Here is a 19,075-nt window from a genome sequence, read left to right as displayed (position 1 = left end):
GACAGTCTTTGAAACTCTGCGCCTCAGCGTTCCTGCTCATGCGCAAAGAATCACCGCCTCCCATGCTACGATAATCTATGCTTGCCGCGCTGCTCGCCTCCACCCTGATCGTCCAAACTCCCAACGAGCTTGGTTCGCTCATCCCCAAGCCCGCCGCCATGTCCTTGCGCGAAGGCTCCTTCCGCCTGACCGAGCTCACACGGGTCGAGGCCGACAGGCCGCTTGGACAAGTCTCCAGCAAGCTGATCGACGACCTCAGCCGCGTGATCGGCAGCCGGATCAACCGCGGCATCGCCAGCTCGTCAACGCGCACAACCGTACGCCTGAAGCTCGACAGCACCCAGACAAACCTTGGAGACGAGGGCTACACGCTGAACATCACCCCCAACGATATCACCATCGTCGGTAAGGAGCCCGCCGGTGTCTTCTTTGGCGCTCAAACCCTGCGCCAAATGCTCTTCGGCAAGTCGGGCCGATCCGTTTACCTTCCCGCGCTCAGCATCACCGACAGCCCCCGTTTCAAATGGCGCGGCATGCATCTGGACGTCTCTCGGCACTTCTTCACCGTCAAGGAGATCAAGAAGTACATCGACTATCTCGCCGAATTCAAGTTCAACGTCTTCCACTGGCACCTCATCGACGACGGAGGCTGGCGGATGGAGTCGAAGAAGTACCCGAAGCTGACCGAGATCGGCGCGTGGCGGACCAAGCGCGAAGGCGAGGTCTGGAACTACGGCAACATCGAGTTTCCGGGGAAGGGCTCCGGCAAGCCGCTTTATGGCGGGTTCTACACGCAGGACCAGATCAAAGAGATCGTGAAGTATGCGGGCGACCGCTTTATCACGGTCGTGCCGGAGATCGAGCTGCCTGGGCACTGCCTCCCCGCGATGGCGGCCTATCCCGAAGTCTCCTGCTCCATCGACAAGTCCCCCGAGCGGCCTTATCGCGCGCTGGCGTACTGCGCCGGGAAGGAGCGGACGTTCGAGTTCTTGCAGGATATCCTGGACGAGACGATGGCGCTCTTCCCTTCGAAAGTCATTCACATCGGTGGGGACGAGGTTGATAAGTTCTACTGGTCGCGCTGCCCCGACTGCCAGAAGCGCAAGGCCGACGAAGGGCTGAAGGACGAACACGAGCTGCAGAGCTACTTCGTCAAGCGCGTCGAGAAGTATCTGAACTCCAAGGGTCGTGTGCTGATGGGTTGGGACGAAATCTTAGAAGGAGGGCTGGCACCCAATGCGCAGGTCATGTCTTGGCGCGGCGTGGCGGGAGGCATCGAAGCCGCCAAGTCGGGGCACGACGTGGTGATGTCGCCCACGTCCCACTGCTACTTCGACTACGGCTATGAGGGCACGTCGACGCAGCACGTCTACAGCTACGAGCCGGTGCCGTCGGAGCTTTTTGGGGAGGAGGCCGAGCGCGTGCTGGGCGCTCAGGCAAACGTCTGGACCGAGTGGATGCCCGACTTTTCCCGCGTGGAATACATGATCTTCCCGCGAATGCTCGCGATGGCGGAGGTGCTTTGGAGCCCGAAAGCCGTCCGGAACTGGGAAGACTTCAGCGGTCGGCTCGACGGTTACTATCCCCGTCTGGACGAGCTCAAAGTGAACGTCTACGCGGGCCTGCCTGCCGCCGCCGCGAATCTCGTCATCTTCAAAGAAAAAGCCGAAATCAAACTCACCGAGCCGAGAATCGCCGGCATCGAGCTGCGCTACACCACCGACGGCACGGAACCGACGAGCCGCAGCCGCCGATACACCGGCCCGATCGTCGTCACTGAAGACACCACGGTCTCGGCGGCATACTTCCGCAACGGCAAGATGCAGGAGACGCCTGTAGTGGTCAGGGCGATGAAGCCGGTCTCGCTTGTTGGGCCGACCGACGCTCTCCCCGGGATGAAGCTGCGCAGGTTCATGCCCGCGTCCGGCGAACGATTTGACAAGACCCCCAACTTCACCAAACTCACGCCCGCTGAGGAGTCTCATGTGACGACTTTCGACTTCACGCCGTACCGAGATATGCCCTCGTTCGCCCTGCAGTATAAGGCCCTCATCAAGATCGAGCAGGAGGGCGTTTACACCTTCACGACCGGATCGGACGATGGCAGCAAGCTTTGGATCGACGGCGCGCTCGTGGTGAACAACGACTATGCGCAAGGGTATACGGAGCGCTCCGGCAAGGCCTACCTTTTGCCAGGCTGGTACCGGCTGGAGCTTGGCTATTTTGAGCAGCGCGAGGCGCGAAGGCTCGCGGCGTTTGTGGAAGGCCCAGGCATGGGCAGGACGGATTTGATGAAGGTTGCTGTTGTTGGGGGATAGGAGTTTTACGTCACGGGTGTGGCTTGTAAGTGGTAAGTTTGGCGAGACGCCATTCGCTGTCCTTTCGGATGAAGTGAAAGCGCTTACGGATATCGGGCAAGAGAAAATCATAGTCTCTTATGCTGCAATTACTGTCGCTGTTAAAAGCGTTCAGGCCCCCTTCAAGCTCACCGCGAAACTTCATGAGTTCTTCAGCGTCCCGCTTGCGAAGACATATGCGCTGCACTTCGCCCTTCCTTCCACGCACAACGGCACCAATAAGATCGTCAAATTTGGCCCATGCGTTTTCTCCTCGCCATTCGCGCATGTAGAGGTGGTTTCCGTCGAAAAAGAATCTTGCGCACATTTCAACATTAGCGTTAGCGTGACTAGTACTTACATTTCGCGGATACTTTCTGCCTATGGCCATCGCCTCATAGGCAAACTTCGTTCCAGCGACACGTCTTGGCTTATCAATTCTCCAACTCTCAAAGCTGGTCTCTCTATGCAGCGTGCGAGCCCATCGCATAGGCCAGCGTTGGAAGACGCTTATTGCCGACGAGGGACGATTGCCGTACCAATGCTGCATCCCAGTAACGATAAGGCCTTTCTGAGTCATGATAGCGGCAGTTGGTCCCGGCAATGTCGAATCACTATTGCCTGTTTTGAGAATTGAAGCCACCATGCCACTCTGCTCCCTTCGAATGAAGAATATTGCTCCTAACTCGTCGTAACTATTGCGGCGTCGGATACCGACAAGGCACACGATGCCGTCCTTTACGGTTCTTGGTGAGATGCGGGTGCAAAAGGGCATTGTCAGAAGGCTCTCTTCAATCCTGTTAGATTGATCCTCCATATCTGCTTGCTTCACTAGCCTATCTATCCGCGAGGAAATCGTCACGCTGGACATCTTATTGATGGGCCAATTGATTGTGATTTTAGCGAGACTGTCACCGATGATCCTCCAAGCCGCTCGTTGCCCCTCTTCTGAGTCCCAGTCACACTCCTGCGCTTGGGCATAGGCTTGTTTCAGAACAGCAGTGTCTGGGCTGATTGGGGTCGTTGATAATAACAAAAGAGGCAACATCGAAGTCTGTAATGCTGTGTTCTGGGTGAAGCCGAGGATTCCTTCCTACGCCCTCAAGATTACAAAGTTGCAACAGATAAGTGACGCATCAATTCCGCGTGATGATGGTCCCAACCAAGTGAATCGAATGTTAAAGTGACAGCAAACCTCACTTACCCCTGACCCTCAAATTAGCCGCTCTCAATAGTCTCCATGCCGCTACTGAGTGAGTCGGAAGAGTTTCCACACACCATCAACTTTCTTAAAGTGGCATTCAAGGCCGATATCGTGAAGCGTAAACGAAGTCGAACCTGCTGGACCAGCATTGGGATGCTCGGATAGGTCTTTTCGTACCGTCATGATTCGATCTGCAAGCTTCTTTGTTGAGCAAAGCCTTCGCGTTGTCTCCCGATCTCCTCGTTTCACGGCCCCAATCAAATCGTCGAAAGCGGCATAAGCGGTTGCTATCCGAGTTTCTACGACATGTACGACTCCACCAGGCTTCCAAACGAACCTCGCCTTCATCTCAATGTTTGCCGCGACATGGGCGACGGATACGTTCTTGGGATAGGCGTATCCGCTGACCGATCTTTCCCACAGTTTCCCGTTCTTTGAAAATCTATCAATCTGCCAGCATTCAAACTTAGGCATGAGATGCTGTTCGCATCGCCAACCTCCAGGAGTCAAGCGAAGCAGCTCAGCGGAGACTTTGGGGCTGTTGCTCATCCACCAAGAGGCAGTTCCAATAAGCAGTTGGTCACCGACGCGGACAGCAGAGGTCGGCCACGGCAATTCATCAGTGACGCCCTTTTGAGTTAAGAGCCGCTGAACCGACCATCCGTCCTTGGTCCGTTGCAGGTACAAGATGGCTTGTGTGTACTTGTTGTTCTCATCTAAATTGGAGGAATACGAGATGTTTAGGAGTACATCCTGATTTTCAGGCTGTACCCTGACAACCGAGGTCGCCTCTCGAACATTGAGCCAGGAGGTGTTACAAAAGATAAGCCCCTGCTCTTTGGATTGTGACGATAGTGCGTTCAGGCACTTGTTGATCGACTGGTCCGGTGACTTTCCTGGCACCCACTTGCGCAACATTTGGCCCAAAGGTTTCTGAGCCCGGAACCAAGCCACTCGTTCATCCTGAACCGTCTTGAGCGGCGAGGATTCGAAGACGTGAATAGCCTCCCGGTATGCTCGCATTTCGGGGCTATCTGTTGGCGCAAAGCATATCAGTGCTATGAATTGTATCAACATGGCATGCACGTCAGCAGTTAACCTCTTGTGCTGATTTCTGTGCGGTTGTGGAGATTCCTCCTAAAGCGTCGGAAAGCGTCTCCTTCCGCCTCGACTGTGGCTCCGACCAAGTGAAGAGGTTGGAAAAGGTTGAGGATGGGGAGACATGTTCTCTATTCACATTTATGAAGTGAAGTCACCCTCCCCCTCGACGGGGGAGGGACGGGGTGGGGGTGGCACTTCTTCTTTCCGCAAATACCGCGCACTTCTCAACCCAAGCCTGCTCTCGCAAACCTCAACTATCTTCCGAACCACCGCCTCAACATTGTCATAAACCTCCTCATTCCTAAATCGAATGACCAAGATTCCAAGCTCCTCGATCTTCCTCTGACGCGATGCGTCAGAGGCCTCCTCTCCGTTATGAACTGAGCCGTCAAGCTCAACCGCTATCCGAGCCTCTGGACAGAAGAAGTCGACGACGAAATCGTCGTCGAGTGGGTGTTGTTGGCGGAAGCGAAAGCCTATTTGTTTGCCCTTCAGATATTGCCAAAGTTGCCGCTCGGCGTCGGTTGCGCTGACGCGGTTGTCGCGGGCGAACTCGACGAGACGCTTAAGCTTTCTTGGCATGGCGTTAATCTAGCACCTGAGACTTGTGCGTCTGCCACCCCCATCCCTTCCTTCCCCCGTCAAGGGGGAAGGGGACCTCATTTGTAGTTAGCGGCTTGGGCAAGTGCCACCCCCACCCCGTCCCTCCCCCGTCGAGGGGGAGGGTGAGCCATCCAACGGATAGAGAATGATCAGTTTTGGCCAGATATGGATAAATCCTATAGGTCTTACTCGTCCTATCTGACCTATCAAGTCAACCGACTCACTTCCCTCCCACCGCCACACTCTTCCCCGACTCCAAACTCTCCACCACCGCGGCCATCAACGCCAGGGTTTCCAGCCCCTCGCTCAAGTCTGGGGAGTTCGGTTTGCCGCTGAGCAGGCAGGACGCAAAGTAGTCGGCGTAGTTGCAGAACTCGCCGAAGTGCATCCCCTTCAGCTCGTGCCGATAGTAATAGCCCGCCATTGCGTGGTGATAATCCTCTTCAATCTCCACGCCCCGACCGTCGTGATACGTAAACCGCAGATCGGGATACCGCGCCACGGAGGAACCCTTAGACCCCATCAGCCAACACTCGATCATCGACCGCCCGGTCGGCAGCTCATGAATGCCGTAGTTGCCCAGCACCCGCCCGATCTTCCCATTCTCCGCGATCAGGTTGACCACAATTGCGTCGGGGGTCTTCATGCCGTACTTCCTGCCAAGCTCGGTAGTGGTGCCGAAGGCGTGGACCTCGCGGATCGGCCCCAGATACCAGCGCATCAGGTCCAGCGGATGGCTCATTCCCAGGTATGCCCAGTGGGTGTTGTCCACCGTCCATGGACTCTTTTCGTACCACCAATCCATCCGGTGGTTGTAGTGCGCGTCCAGCACCTCAACCTCCCCAAAATGCCCCGCTTCAAAAAGCTCCCTCTGCCGCTGCATCGGCTCGTAAAACCGGGTGGACTGCCCCACCTGCAGCCGCATCCCGGTCTCCTCGGCGACCTTCTTCAAAGCTGGCGCGGAGGCGAAGTCGTTGATGAGCGGTTTCGTGCAGATCACATGCTTTCCGGCCCGAAACGCCTTTTCAATATGTTCGGCGTGGAGATGGTCGGGTGTGTAGATCGCCACGATCTTGACCTCCGGCATTTTCAGCATCGCGTCGTAATCGTCGAAAATCCGAATCTCTGGTGCAGCCCCCAGCGCCGCTCCACGCTTCCCCGGCGATAAGTCACACCCGGCGACGGCTTTGCACAACCCACTTGCGCGAAGGGCAACTAGCATTGTGTGGCCTTCATGCAAGCCCAAAACGCCGATCCCAAACCGTTCGGATTCGGGAAGGGTGCCATAGGATCGTCGTTCGCCAACGGTGGGGTGTCCGGTAGGGAGTGTGTCAGGGTGCATCAATGCCATTTTGGCGGAACCTTCAGCGCCAACGCGGTATTCTGCGCTAAGAAGCGCGGAACGGCTGATTTCGTGTCCGCTTGAGACGTAAACCAAACCTTAGGGGTCAATCTATGATTACAACTCTTCTCCTCAGCATGGTCGGCGCTGGATTAGCCGACGACTTTAACTTAAGCTTTGTGTCTTCCGGTATGACCGCGAAGATGGGCGGATATGTACCCGTCCGAGCCGAGATGAAATCCGAAGCAACCGGTGTCAAAAAGGCCCCGAGTTCACTGAGCTCTCCGATGTACGGAACGTTTGTCTTCGGCGAAAAGAGCTTTGCTTTCGTTCTTGACGAGAAAGCCGACGGCAGTCAGGCCCTCTTCGTCGACTCGAACGCCGACGGCGATTTCACCAACGACACACCCGCAAAATGGGACGCTCGCAAGCAGGGCGAATCGACCATGTACTTCGGCTCAGCCACGGTGAAAATTGATGGTCAAGATGCCGCGGTTTCAATGTACAGATTCGACAAGAACGATCCGGGCCGTGCAGCCCTAAAGAACACTGTTCTTTACTACGGGGACTTTGGATACTCAGGGAAAGCCACCATCGGTGGAAAGACGTACAACGTCGCTATGGCCGGATTCCCTGGCGATAAGGCTCGCATGTGGGTCGACCGCAACGCCAACGGCAAGAGCGAAGGACGCTCGGAATCGGTGGTCGTCGGCTCTCCATTTAACTTTGAAGGCAAGAGCTACGTCATTAGCTATTCCGGAGGCAAACTGAGCGTAGGCGCAAGCGAAAAGCAAGTTGAGGAGATTCCGCTCCCGCCAAACCTCAGCGTTGGCCAGAAGGTTGTCCCGTTTGATGCAGAGACAATCAACGGCGAAAAGATCAGCTTCCCCAAGAGCTACAAGGGCAAGGTCGTCCTTCTCGACTTCTGGGCAACCTGGTGCGGACCGTGTATCGCCGAACTCCCGAACGTGATTAAGGCTTACGAAACCCATCACGACAAGGGCTTCGAGATTTTAGGCATCAGCCTGGATCAGGCAAACATGAAGGACAAGGTCAACGCCTTCACCAAAGAGCGCAACATGCCTTGGGCTCAGATTTACGAAGGCAAGTTCTGGGATGTCTCCCTCGTGAAGCGTTACGGCGTGGAAGGTATTCCGTTCGTGCTGCTCGTCGATGGAGACACTGGCGAGATTCTCGCCGATCACTCGAAGCTTCGCGGCCCACAGATTGTGGATACCGTTGGAACAGCCCTCCTGAACAAGAGCAAAGGCGGCAAGTAAGCTACACAACGATCAAAAACAAAGCCGCCAACCCTATCCAGGGTTGGCGGCTTTTTGACCCTGCCCTCAGTTCCCAAATACCAACATCGGGCTCCAAGCTGTCCGCTTCTACCCATCTCCATCGCCACGCCTTCTGCCACCCGGACCCTGTGGCTGCTGAGGGACGACAACCTTCCAGGCCGTTGTTGCCTTCTGCCCGCCAACCGTCAGTTCAAGCGTGTACTCACCCGGTTGGATGTACTTTGCACGGAGGCCCGCCAATGGGTCGGCAAGAGCTTCCTCGGCCGTGGTTACCTTCCGATTCTTGACGTCTACCTTCGATTTGTCACCTGCCGGATCAAGCAGCATCGAGACCTCCCACTGCTGCATCCCTTTCACGGCATTAAACTCGACCGTTTTGACTGTCTTGCCATCCTTATCCTTGACGATGATTGACGCTTGCCCGGCTGTCTTCGACCAAAACCAACCGCTCGCCGTGGGTTCATTGGGCGGGCTTGCGTCCCAGTTCGGACGCTGCTGATAAGGCCAGCGTGATGAGTACGGCATATCGGGGGCGGTCCAAACGTGGAGAGCCTTGGCCCGTATCTCATCCGTTAGCATCTGCAGCGGCCTCGCGCTCATCACAAAGACGCTTCGTCCGTGACTCGCCGCGACGATATCCATATCGCGAAGGTGTACCAACACATCATGAATTGCGATGTGCGGAATGCCCGCCATTAGGGGCTCCCAATTCCTTCCACCGTTGAACGAGACCCAGACCCCGTTCAGAGCAGCGACATACAGCATCTCTTTCCGAACCGGGTCCTCACACATAGATTCGATAAACCCTTCCGGAAGATCGCCGACGATGGACGTCCAAGTCTTGCCTTGATCCGTGGACTTCCAGATATACGCCTTGTAATCGTCGTCTCGATAGCCCGACTGGGTCACGTAAACCGTGTTCACATCCCACTTCGAAGCCACCACGCGTGACACCCACTTGTCGTTTTCTGGAGTCGAAATGTCTCGCCAGGTGAGGCCGCCATCCGGCGTCATCATCACCTTGCCGTCGTCGGTCCCCGCATAAAGGAGCCCAAATCGCAGCGGACTCTCGGCCAGCGTTTTGATCGTGGAGTGCGGAACATCGCCCACAGGCCGGTTCTTCGTGAGATCGGCGCTGATCGGCGACCAAGTTCTGCCCTGGTCAAATGAGCGATAAACACGCTGTGCTCCACAGTAAAGGATGTCCGGGTGGAACGAAGAGATGATGAGTGGAGATATCCAGTTAAAGCGGTTCTCAGATTCGCCGGGACGGTCGGGCGGAGTCACCGAAGCACGCTCGCCCGTGGCCTGATTTAGCCGCGAGTGAAATCCAAACTGCGACGCGATGTAAACGACGTCCCCATTATCACGGGGATCAACTGCAACCCAACTTCCGTCTCCACCTCCGATGGACTTCCACGGGCTTGTCGAGCCTCGCCCGATCGGGGAGTTGCTCGGCCCAACGATCGTGCCGTTGTCCTGTAGGCCCACGTAGATGTTGTAAGGGGTCTTCATGTCCACGGCTAACGTGGTCGTCTGCCCAACCGGGAGGTTATTCAGATGTCGCCAAGTTTTGCCGTCATCGCCCGAGATGTAGGGACCACCGTCGTTGCCAGAGAGCAGCCTTCCTTTGACCTTTGGATCATAGAAAAACTCATGATGGTCGGCATGGAGGCCAAAGCCAGTCCGCTCCCACGACTTGCCGCCATCGCGTGATCGAAGCAGGCTCACGCCCATCGTCACAAGGTCATTTTCGTCGTTCGGATTTACTCGAATCTTGCCCCAGTAGTATCCGCCGTGATTGCCAAACTTATATCCGTGCGTCCGCTTCCAGGTCTTGCCCGAGTCATCCGAGCGATAAATCTCATGGGTGACGCGCTCCAGTGTGAAGATCTCGGGGTTCCTCTTCTCCATCGCCGCCATCACATCGCTCAGCGTCATCTTCCCACTGCCGACATCGGCGATAACCTTGTCGATATCGGTTCCTGCCGGCATGGTGCTGCGCAAGAATCCCGTCATCGTGGCCTTTTCGACAGCCACAAACTTATCCTTGTCGAGCAGCATAAATCGACGTGGGGTCAGCTGGCCCGAGGGCGTATATTCGTCCTCGTAGATCGAGTCAGGGTCGGCATTCCAGTTGTCAACAAACGCATAAAGGACGTTGGGCTTTGACTTCGCCACGGCAAGCCCGATACGCCCAAGGTCACCACTCGGAAGGCCGTTCGTGAGCTTCGTCCAGGTCTTGCCCGCATCCACCGACTTAAAAACTGCCGTGCCCGGGCCAGAATCACGGAAGTCCCACGCCCGACGCTCGCGCTCCCATCCCGATGCGTACAGCACATTTGAATTGGTGGGGTCCATCACAAGCTCAGCAACGCCCGTCAAATCGTTGATCTTGAGGACGTGCTGCCAAGTCTTACCACCATCGGTCGTCTTGAAAACCCCACGATCATCGTTAGCCGAGTAAAGGTGTCCTAAAGCCGCGACATAGACCGTGTTCGGGTTTTTCGGGTCCATCACCACAGCGCCAATATGATTCGTATCGGCAAGCCCCATGTGCTGCCAAGTCTTGCCGCTGTCGGTGCTCTTAAAGACTCCCGTGCCTTGATAGCTGGTTCGCTGGCTATTGGGCTCTCCCGTGCCCACCCAAATCGTCTGACCATCGGCGCTCAGGGCAATTTGCCCGATACCAAAGCTGCTCTCTTGATCGAAGAGCGATTCCCAGCTAATACCCCAATCTCGGGTTCGCCACAACCCGCCTGTAGCGAACGCTACATAGAGGTCGTCCGGTTTGTTCAGCGGTGTTGCGATAGCGAGGACGCGCCCGCTCTGATGCTCCGGCCCGACGTTGCGCCACATCAACTTGGAGAAGAACGAGTCTTTCTCCATCTTCATCCGAATCTCGTACCCTGCAAGACGCTCGGCCGTGTTGGAACCTTTGCGGTAGGGGAAGAATTTGGAGATCTCCTCCCGAGTATCCATAGGTGGCTTGGGGCGAGTCGTTTGCTGAGCGAGCGATAACGTTGCGAAGATCAGCAAAAGGAGCGCAAAGGGAAGTTTGGGGAATCTTGATGTCACGGTTAGCCTCGACTGTATAGTCAATGACAGGCAGATTACCCCTGCGGCAGGCTCAATCCGACGTCAAATCGAAAGCGAGCGAAAGATCAAACCCTGTAACGAAACGGCACGGTCTGCCAAGTCATGACTTCTGCTAAGACTTCGTTAACACCGGTTTAAGAGCGTCAGAGGAGCGTAAAATGAAAGCGACGCCATGAAACTTTCACGCCGAAATCTGCTCGCTGCTGGTTCTGCCGGATTCGCCGGAAGCCTCCTAGGCATCCCAAAACTTGCCCATGCACAGAGGCCCGGCAAAAAGGCCAAGAACATCATCTTTTGCGTTTCCGACGGCATGGCTGCGAGTGTGCCAACCATGGCAACCCAACTTTCGGAAATGATGAACGGAAGCGCCAGCTATTGGAGCTGGTTGATGCGCCAGGATTTCGTCGTCAACGGCCTCCAAGACACCCGCTCGCTAAGCTCGCTGGTCACCGATTCCTCTGCGGCAAGTTCCACGTGGGGGTCGGGCAGGAGGATTTGGAACGCCCAGGTCAACATGTATCCGGACGGCACCAAGCTGCGACCCATCGCCGACATCATGCACGAGGCAGGCGTTCGCACCGGCTTAGTCACCACAGCAACAATCACCCACGCGACTCCGGCTGGATTCGGTGTCGCCATCGAAAGCCGAGGGCTCGAAGGGAAGATTGCTGAGCTGTATCTTGACAATAAGCTGGACGTTCTCATGGGCGGCGGCGACAAGTTCTTCAACCCCGCCAAACGAAAGGACAAGATGGACCTGTACGCCAAGTACGCATCTGCGGGCTATAAGGTGGTCAAGACAAGCGACGAGCTTAAGGGTCTAAAAGCAGGCAAGATTCTCGGAATCTTTAACGACAGTCATGTCCCGTACTCGGTGGATGCCATGAACAGCGAAGAGATATCCCGCGTCACACCCACCCTTGCTGAAATGGCAATGACCGCCATCGACAATCTGAAGGGGGGCTCAAACGGATTTCTGCTTCAGATCGAAGGGGCACGCATCGACCATGCGTGCCACGGAAACGATCTCGCCGGTGCGATCTATGATCAACTCGCCTTTGAAGAAGCCGTCAAGGTCGCTATAGAATTCGCTCAGGCCGACGGCGAAACACTGGTCGTCATCACCGCTGACCACGCGACTGGCGGAATAAACCTTAACGGCTCGGGCGACGAATACTTCGATTCCACTGGCGGTCTTCGTACCCTGCTTGGCATGAAGTGCAGCTACGGCCCCCTCAGCTCCGCCCTCGGCTCAAAAGCAAAGGCATCGCATGTAAAGGATGTTATGGAAAGCAAGCTCGGTCTGAAAATGTCGACCGAGGACGCACAGTTGATCGCAGACGCCACCGACGGCAAATCCCCCTTCGGGGGGTCAATCTTCATGCGGGGATTGAACGCAACACTGGGAATGGTCATCGGAAACTACTCAAAGACCGGGTGGACCTGCCTAAACCACACCAATGAGTACGTCATCACAACGGCCTACGGCCCGGGAATGGAGCAGTTTGCTGGACTGTGCGACAATGTCGATTACTTCAACTATATGCTGGCTTCCAAGGATTTGAAGTGGGAGAACCCCCGTCAGATGACCTTTGAAGAAGCAATGAAGGCTCGGGAAAAAGGCGGCTCCAAGATTCCCGAAGAGTGGATTGAGCTTTACGCTTCCGATGACGAAGAGGAATCCGGCTATCACCTTTAAGGGATGAGGCGTGGAATGAACATTGACCGCTAGGCGATCAACTGCTCCGATTCGTCCGTTGTCGCTGCCACCGAACCGATCAACGCAACCTTACTGCGCATCGCAAGCGGAACGCGCGTTTTATGATCGGGAAGCGTGATACCGATAAAAGAGGCCATTGCCGCCACTTCATTTGCCCAGCTTCGCGCCGCCTTGTCGTCCACGTCACGCAGAAAGACAACAAAGTCACCCTCGGCCCGCCGACAAGCCGCTCCACCAATAGGGAGCTTCGCTCGCAATCGTCGTGCATAGGTGCGCAGAGCGTTCTCAAACATCGGCTTGCCGAAGGTTTCGATCATCTGCTCGACTTTCAACGGCTGCAAATAAACCATGCAACCGTTCCCCGAAGCTGCAACAATTCGCTGAAACTCGCCGGGTGTCGCCATACCAGTAGCGCCCGACTCAAGCTGTAGGAGTCGAGCAAGCGCTTGGCCCATCTCTGCTGCGATCATCCGCAAGGACTCAACCTCTTTAATGTCCACTCCCCCAACGCGATGAGTCGCGGCGGTGAGATAGCCATAGGGTTTATCGTCAAAGGAGATCGGGATCAGCGCAAAACTGCCGATGCGCATCTTGAGCGCCTCTTTCGAAGAACAGCGTGCATCGTCGCCGGTATCAAAGAGGATCAACTCAGGAGCCTCTGTGTTCAGCCATCCCGCTAGTCCGGGTCCTCCCGCAAAACTCATAATGTCCAGCACACGAGCAGGCTTTCCGTGCTGAGCAGCCAAGATCGCCTCCTCACCGTCAAGCCAACTGATTCCCAGGTGATCGACATCGAACATCGGGGCCATCTCGCGCAGAACGCGCGCACCGAGGCTATTCGCTGTCTCCGCCCCCGCAGCCGTGATCGAAATATCGTACAAAAGCTCGGCCTGCTTGACTCGCCGCCGTACAACCTGCCGCTCCTGTTCGTCCTTGATGAGCCTAACTGTGATAGCCTCAATCTCGCTGCCAATAACCCGTGCTTCATCGAGCTGCGCTGCATTGGAGTGCCGTAGAGTGAGCATGCCGATCACACGTCCGCTATCACGAAGCAAAACATTTGCAAACGTGGAGCGGTTCTCCTCCGAGATCGCCGAGAGAGCCTCTTCAGCATCGGCGAGAATCGAGGAGGGAGCCTGCTTGAGGTTGACGTTAAGCGAGGCATCTTGCAGAGTCGCAGGAACCTCTCCAGCAGAGGCCTGAACGACGAGGTGGTTTGCAAACTGGGCCAGTGTATAGATGTTCGCGCTCTCAGCCCCGGTCGTCTCTTGAATCTGGGCAGAAAGATTGCGGAAGAAATTCTCGCCTTCGCCAAGCGAAGCCTCAAAGAGCTGCATCGAAAGTCGGTCACGGCGGCTCTTAAACTCAAGATCACGATAGAGATCGCGTAGCTTCCGGAAGCTTTCGCGCAGTTCCATGTACGCTTCAGGCTCAATTCCGGCAAGTGGCTGAATCTCCTCTTGGATAAGCTGCCGGGTCGTCGTAACGATGATCCGCCGATGATTCGCCATCACCCCGACCGCCATCACACCAATCACCTGCACAAGCAGCATGGGAGTGGGGGCTTTTGCGTTGCGAAAAATGTTGTCCATCAGCAGCAGGCTGCCCGCACAAAGCGGCGCCATTGCGGTGGGAAGCGAGCCGTACTTAGCCGCCGCATAAACAAGTGGAGCTAAAACGAGAAAGCCGGCCTGATCGAGGTATCCGGCAACGCCAAGAAGATGCGCTATGCAGAAGGCATCGGCAACGGCGAAAATCCCGGCTACGCCTGCGTTTTTGAACTTGCGACGCTCAAGCAGATACCCGAAAATCGAATACGCGCCGAAGAACAATAGCGTCTTCCAAGCGCCCTCGAAAGGAGGTACTTCGTACGCATAAGACAAGCCAGCGAGAAACCACGCTCCCAGCAGGCGACACAAAAGCTCGACCATCACTTTAGGTTTCGGTTATGTGCCCGTAAAAATTAGGGGAAAGTTGATGGGAGTGAGTCGTGTTTCGCGATGGGTGATGAACTGGGATCAAGTGATGCGATCTCTGAAGATTCCTGAAAGAGGTTGAGAGCGATTTCAGACCATGCAATCGTGCCTAGCGACTCACCACTCACAACCTGTCGCTCACTTCCGATATGTTCGCATCTCCATCTCCCTAACCTCAAGCGTTAGGTTGGCCTCTTGCCCTTCAACCGAGTGTGCAAACGCGTCCCGAAGCGTGGCCCACATCGCGTCTGCAATCGCAGTTTTTGTCGACTCTGGTCTCCCCGCCAAGATGCTGACCTGACAATGGGCGAAGCCATGCGCGGCTCCTTCACCCATCTCCCAAGCGGTAAACATGCTGTGATAAGCCTTGACCGAGGCCGATTGAATCGTGTCCTGCCCACACAACGTTTCAACGAGATACCGCAGAATATCTGGTACATCGACGTTCTCCACAAGGTTCGCGCTGGTCATAAGGTGAATGTGCGGCATAGATTCCCATCGCCCTACATGGGCTGATAAAATTCGTTCGGCAGGCTTGACCGCGTATCCGCATCCCAATCTTCCCGCGTTAGAGAATAGAGCTTCAACACCAGACCGTGATAACGTTCGGTGAGTCCGATGTCCTCCATTCCCAGTCGCCGACAAACCGCTTGCGAGCGTGTATTCTCGGGAAGAGTGATCGCGTAGATTGTTTTGAGGTCTCGCTTCACGAAACCATACGCAAGCAGCGCCCGCGCCGATTCCGTAGCGTAGCCTTTGCCCCAGTGCTCGGGGCCGAGATGCCACCCTATTTCGACCCGCTCATCGTCGGGCAAGGGCTTCAAGATCGCCGCGCCGATCACCCTCTGAGTGCTCTTCAATTCAAGGGCATAGAAGCCGTATTCCCAGTTGTAGGTCTCCTTAAACAGGTGAATCCGAGTTTGCAAAGCCTCTCGCTGAGCTTCGATGCTTGCCATAGGTTGTGCGTTGAGCCAGCGAGTAACCTCATCATGCCGGTACACCTCATAAGCATCAGCAGTATCGTCAAGCGTCCAGGGCCGAATGATAAGACGGTGCGTTTCAGCAATGATCATAGGAAAATAGGTAAAGCCCCGTGGCAGTTGTTACCGGAGACTGGGATATCCGACTTCAGATATCACAAGGAACAGACAGGTAACAGAAAATCAAGCCAGTTGCAAGCTCTTCTCGACGAGCGCTGCTTTGGCGGATTCTAAAAACGTGATCGCCGTTTCACGGCTAACCGACGGGAAGTCCACCAAAAACTCATCCAGCGTTTCCCCACCTTCAATATAGGCAAGCAACGCTTGAACCGGTACCTTCGTGTCCCAGAAGACCGGGGTACCTGCGAGAATCTCCGGATCAATCTTTACGGGCGAAGCCATGCACACAGTATACGACGGTCTTCCTAAATGTGCGACCAAAAACTTGGGACAGAGGTCAGGAAAGGCAGCGTCTGGGTTCAATTCGAGTCAAGTGATCCCTGCATCAACCCTTAGACGGGTCCACGCAACCCGAGCTCCGAACCTGCGTAGAAGTTGCTTAAGCGTGGAGATTTTCGCCTTCTTTGAATTCCTTTGTTGGCTCGGAACAGGCCGATACGAAATGGGTATCGGGCTCATCGTTGTCGCCCTCTTGCTCAGTTTCCTTGTCTCGCCCTGGTTGCTTCTCGTCACGATCCCTGGAATCGCTATCATCGTTTGGAAATACATCGATGACCGCAGCTGGAATGAAATGGGACCGCGTGACGGCTCAGCGAGGCTCTGGGATTAGAGCTCTGCTTCACTTTGTAAGGGTACTGACCGTTATCTGAACTGAACGAGCGTTTTGCCTTGCCCGCATTCAAGAATGATCGCCGTACAGTCTCAAGCACCACTCCCGACTCACTACTCACGACTCACGACTCACCCGTTATAGATAATCTTCTTCACAACCTGGATCACCCGGCCCGCGTCGCCCGTGTTCTGTGCGGCAACCAAGTCCGGCCGCTTTGCATAGATCATCAACGCCTTCTTCATACAGTTCGCAAAGAACTCGCGTGAGAGGATCATCGACTCCACTTGCTCGGTCCGATACGTGAACTGATCCTCTCCAAACCAGCCGTCGTATCCGGTGTCGATGGCGGCATAGCAGAACTCCACGAGCCGCCAAATATCGTCGGTGCCCGCAATACGGTCCTCGTCGTTGCTGTTGAACTTTGCACCGTTGATGTGAAAGTTGGCGATGGGGACATTAAGAGTCTTGAGCAGATAAAGCGAATCGGCAGGGGTGTTGCCAACCATCTGCTCGTGCCCGTAGTCGATCACCACACCCATCACCGTCTTGCCAAGGTTGCGGTTCACTTCGACCGCCACACAGGCCGCCTTGGCGACGGTATTGATGATCATGTTGCCCTCGCGGGGCTCCTTCTGCTTGGATTCGTTGCCGAACTTCAGCCCAAGGCGGTCGCAATGCTCGGCGATCTCGGTATTCGCATCGATGTACCACCGCAGCCGCTGACCGTAATCCACCTCAAAGTGGTAATCCCAACCGTCCGATCCTGGCCAAAGATTGCAACTCACACAGCCAATCTCTTTCGCCAATTCGACGCCCGTGTGGATCTGCGCCAAAGCCTCTTTGCGAATGCCGGCATCGGGGTGGGTGACGCCCCCGAACTTAAATTTCGGGTTCGTCCAGGTGTTCATGTTCATGTTCGTAGGGACCACGCCATACTTCGTCAGCGCCCCCCGAACCGCGTCGATTTGGGCTCGATCCGGCTGCCCCGCCTTATCCAAAAACACGACTTCGTGAAACTCAATTCCCTTGATACTGGCCTTGGCCACCCGCTCAATCTGATGAACAATACCATCGACGAAACTGGGGTCGTTGCTGTTGTAGCCGACAGTGCAAAAGCGGTCGAAGAACTCCCCCGCACACCAATGCCCCGCCGCGAAGTTGATACCGAAGTCCGACATCAGGTCATCGACAAGCGAACCCTCCAAATAGCCAGAGTATTTCGATCCTAACAGTGTCAGCTTTTCGTTCGATAAGTTCATTGAATCTCCCAACCCATTATTGCCCCGAGCCCACGAAGAATTCTCGGTGACTGCTTCACCTGCAAGAAATACCTGGAGACCCCGGCTCCTGACATGGAATCTATGACTTAGCAAGAAGCGGATGATTTGTCGTGTCTCGGGCTTGGCGAAGCTGGGGCAGGCCGTAGTTGAAATCCGCACTCAAGGGTGCGCCCTTAGCTGGAGAACACAAATGCGGATGAGATTCTTTGTTTTAGGCGGACTGATGTGTGCTGCCTCATCGACCCTTGCGGGTCCCACAGGGCTGAACCTGATGCCCATTGCCGATATGCTCGGGCATCGAGAGTGCTCCCTCGAATGGTTTGCCACCGGAGAGCGCGGCATCAGGCGCTGGCCAAGCTTCAACGCTGGAAACTTTGGCTTTGCCGATCGCGTGGAATGTGGCTGGGAGAACGATTTCGACGGCGGCACCAGCCTTCACATGAAGATTAAACTTTTCGATTCAGACAACGGCAAATATGCCCTCTCTGGTGGATACATGGCCGTCAGCAAGCCCTACTCGCAATCCTATCTTGTGGGCCGCGCCGACGTAGGCTGCGCGAACATCCATCTCGGGTGGATGCAAGATGGCGATAGCCGCGGAATGTTCGGTGTCGATTTCCCGATCTTCAAGGACTATTCGATCATGGCGGACCACGTCACCGGGCGTGATGGCTCGTCATGGGTCGGAGTTAGTGGCCCGATCAAGTTCTTGCCTGAAGGATTCTCGTTCACCGCTAGCTACGGACAGCCTAATCTAAAGGGCGCGAAGGCGCAATACGTTGTTTGGGTTGGATACGGATTTAGGTTCTAACTTCAATCAGAAATCCGATCTCACCAAAACAAAGAGGCTGACGGAATCTCCATCAGCCTCTTCTATTTTTTGCAGTCACCAGCGACGAATTGCAAAGATCGCCGATAACTGTCTGCTGTTAGCGCTTTGCTAACCGCTAACTCTTGCGAAGCGAATTGCGGTCAATCACCATACCGCTCTTGAGCTCTCGATCATAGCTCACCGAATCCCCCACGGAGAAGGTGTTTCGGCGACCCTGAAAGCGCTCAGTCATGTTCGTTAGCTTGATCGTAATCGTCTGACCATTTCGCTCAAGCGTGAGAGTGTCGGAACGTTGCGTACCGTATCGGGCGACACGAACGGTGCGCGTCTCGACGTCCATGACTTTGTAGGTCACGTCCGCCGACTGTATAGAAACTAATGCGATAAATGCGTGAATCATGGGAGGGCAGTCCTTAGAATTACGAACGTTTTTCTTTCAGACAAGATCCATTCCGAAATCTGCATCTTGCAAAAAACACGGTGGAAATACGGGGGGGGGGGGGGGGGG

At 55.4% G+C, this 19,075-nt stretch carries 16 protein-coding genes; 5 read left to right on the top strand and 11 right to left on the bottom strand.

Annotation, left to right across the window (positions count from 1 at the left end):
- Nucleotides 1-77 precede the first annotated feature (77 nt).
- Entirely contained in the window at nucleotides 78-2,318 is a 2,241-nt protein-coding gene (locus KF784_11705; protein ID MBX3119723.1) for a family 20 glycosylhydrolase, read from the top strand.
- 10 nt (nucleotides 2,319-2,328) lie between these two features.
- On the opposite strand, the gene KF784_11700 is transcribed toward KF784_11705, so the two are convergent.
- The 4 genes from KF784_11700 to KF784_11685 form a co-directional block, all read right to left on the bottom strand.
- Entirely contained in the window at nucleotides 2,329-3,384 is a 1,056-nt protein-coding gene (locus tag KF784_11700; protein MBX3119722.1) for a hypothetical protein, read from the bottom strand.
- A 198-nt stretch (nucleotides 3,385-3,582) separates the two neighbouring features.
- Nucleotides 3,583-4,563 carry a hypothetical protein gene (locus KF784_11695; GenBank protein MBX3119721.1) on the bottom strand — a complete coding sequence of 327 codons (981 nt, stop codon included), beginning with the start codon at nucleotides 4,561-4,563 and terminating at the stop codon, nucleotides 3,583-3,585.
- 216 nt (nucleotides 4,564-4,779) lie between these two features.
- Complete coding sequence (locus tag KF784_11690) at nucleotides 4,780-5,223, bottom strand: DUF559 domain-containing protein (protein MBX3119720.1); 444 nt, start codon at nucleotides 5,221-5,223, stop codon at nucleotides 4,780-4,782.
- A gap of 241 nt (nucleotides 5,224-5,464) precedes the next feature.
- Nucleotides 5,465-6,586 (bottom strand): Gfo/Idh/MocA family oxidoreductase, encoded by a 1,122-nt coding sequence (locus KF784_11685; protein ID MBX3119719.1) that lies wholly within the window; start codon nucleotides 6,584-6,586, stop codon nucleotides 5,465-5,467.
- Between the two features lie 113 nt (nucleotides 6,587-6,699).
- On the opposite strand from KF784_11685, the gene KF784_11680 reads away from it, so the two are divergent.
- Nucleotides 6,700-7,866 (top strand): TlpA family protein disulfide reductase, encoded by a 1,167-nt coding sequence (locus tag KF784_11680; GenBank protein ID MBX3119718.1) that lies wholly within the window; start codon nucleotides 6,700-6,702, stop codon nucleotides 7,864-7,866.
- A 108-nt stretch (nucleotides 7,867-7,974) separates the two neighbouring features.
- On the opposite strand, the gene KF784_11675 is transcribed toward KF784_11680, so the two are convergent.
- A complete protein-coding gene (locus tag KF784_11675; protein ID MBX3119717.1) occupies nucleotides 7,975-10,965 on the bottom strand; it encodes a hypothetical protein in 2,991 nt (996 codons plus the stop codon).
- Nucleotides 10,966-11,158: 193 nt separating this feature from the next.
- On the opposite strand from KF784_11675, the gene KF784_11670 reads away from it, so the two are divergent.
- Nucleotides 11,159-12,685, top strand: coding sequence for an alkaline phosphatase (locus tag KF784_11670; GenBank protein MBX3119716.1), 1,527 nt, complete (start codon nucleotides 11,159-11,161; stop codon nucleotides 12,683-12,685).
- Nucleotides 12,686-12,714: 29 nt separating this feature from the next.
- On the opposite strand, the gene KF784_11665 is transcribed toward KF784_11670, so the two are convergent.
- From KF784_11665 to KF784_11650, 4 genes are all read right to left on the bottom strand, one after another.
- On the bottom strand, nucleotides 12,715-14,637 hold the full coding sequence (locus KF784_11665; GenBank protein ID MBX3119715.1) for a GAF domain-containing protein: 1,923 nt from the start codon (nucleotides 14,635-14,637) through the stop codon (nucleotides 12,715-12,717).
- A 183-nt stretch (nucleotides 14,638-14,820) separates the two neighbouring features.
- Entirely contained in the window at nucleotides 14,821-15,153 is a 333-nt protein-coding gene (locus KF784_11660; protein MBX3119714.1) for a hypothetical protein, read from the bottom strand.
- Nucleotides 15,154-15,185: 32 nt separating this feature from the next.
- Nucleotides 15,186-15,755 carry a GNAT family N-acetyltransferase gene (locus KF784_11655; GenBank protein MBX3119713.1) on the bottom strand — a complete coding sequence of 190 codons (570 nt, stop codon included), beginning with the start codon at nucleotides 15,753-15,755 and terminating at the stop codon, nucleotides 15,186-15,188.
- A gap of 90 nt (nucleotides 15,756-15,845) precedes the next feature.
- A complete protein-coding gene (locus tag KF784_11650; protein MBX3119712.1) occupies nucleotides 15,846-16,064 on the bottom strand; it encodes a DUF433 domain-containing protein in 219 nt (72 codons plus the stop codon).
- Nucleotides 16,065-16,227: 163 nt separating this feature from the next.
- Between KF784_11650 and KF784_11645 the strand changes: the two genes are divergently transcribed.
- Complete coding sequence (locus KF784_11645; GenBank protein ID MBX3119711.1) at nucleotides 16,228-16,452, top strand: hypothetical protein; 225 nt, start codon at nucleotides 16,228-16,230, stop codon at nucleotides 16,450-16,452.
- Between the two features lie 131 nt (nucleotides 16,453-16,583).
- On the opposite strand, the gene KF784_11640 is transcribed toward KF784_11645, so the two are convergent.
- Nucleotides 16,584-17,714, bottom strand: a complete 1,131-nt coding sequence (locus tag KF784_11640; protein MBX3119710.1) for a TIM barrel protein — start codon at nucleotides 17,712-17,714, stop codon at nucleotides 16,584-16,586.
- A 217-nt stretch (nucleotides 17,715-17,931) separates the two neighbouring features.
- Here KF784_11640 and KF784_11635 point away from each other — a divergent pair, with 217 nt between their 5' ends.
- Nucleotides 17,932-18,546 carry a hypothetical protein gene (locus tag KF784_11635; protein MBX3119709.1) on the top strand — a complete coding sequence of 205 codons (615 nt, stop codon included), beginning with the start codon at nucleotides 17,932-17,934 and terminating at the stop codon, nucleotides 18,544-18,546.
- 136 nt (nucleotides 18,547-18,682) lie between these two features.
- Here the strand turns inward: KF784_11635 and KF784_11630 are convergent, their stop codons facing one another.
- Nucleotides 18,683-18,967 carry a hypothetical protein gene (locus KF784_11630; GenBank protein ID MBX3119708.1) on the bottom strand — a complete coding sequence of 95 codons (285 nt, stop codon included), beginning with the start codon at nucleotides 18,965-18,967 and terminating at the stop codon, nucleotides 18,683-18,685.
- Between the last annotated feature and the right edge of the window lie 108 nt (nucleotides 18,968-19,075).

The organism is Fimbriimonadaceae bacterium, from assembly GCA_019638775.1.
In the GTDB taxonomy this organism is placed as follows: Bacteria; Armatimonadota; Fimbriimonadia; order Fimbriimonadales; family Fimbriimonadaceae; genus JAHBTD01.
The sequence above is the reverse complement of the archived record's forward strand: the minus strand, read 5'-3'. Positions and strand labels throughout refer to the sequence as shown.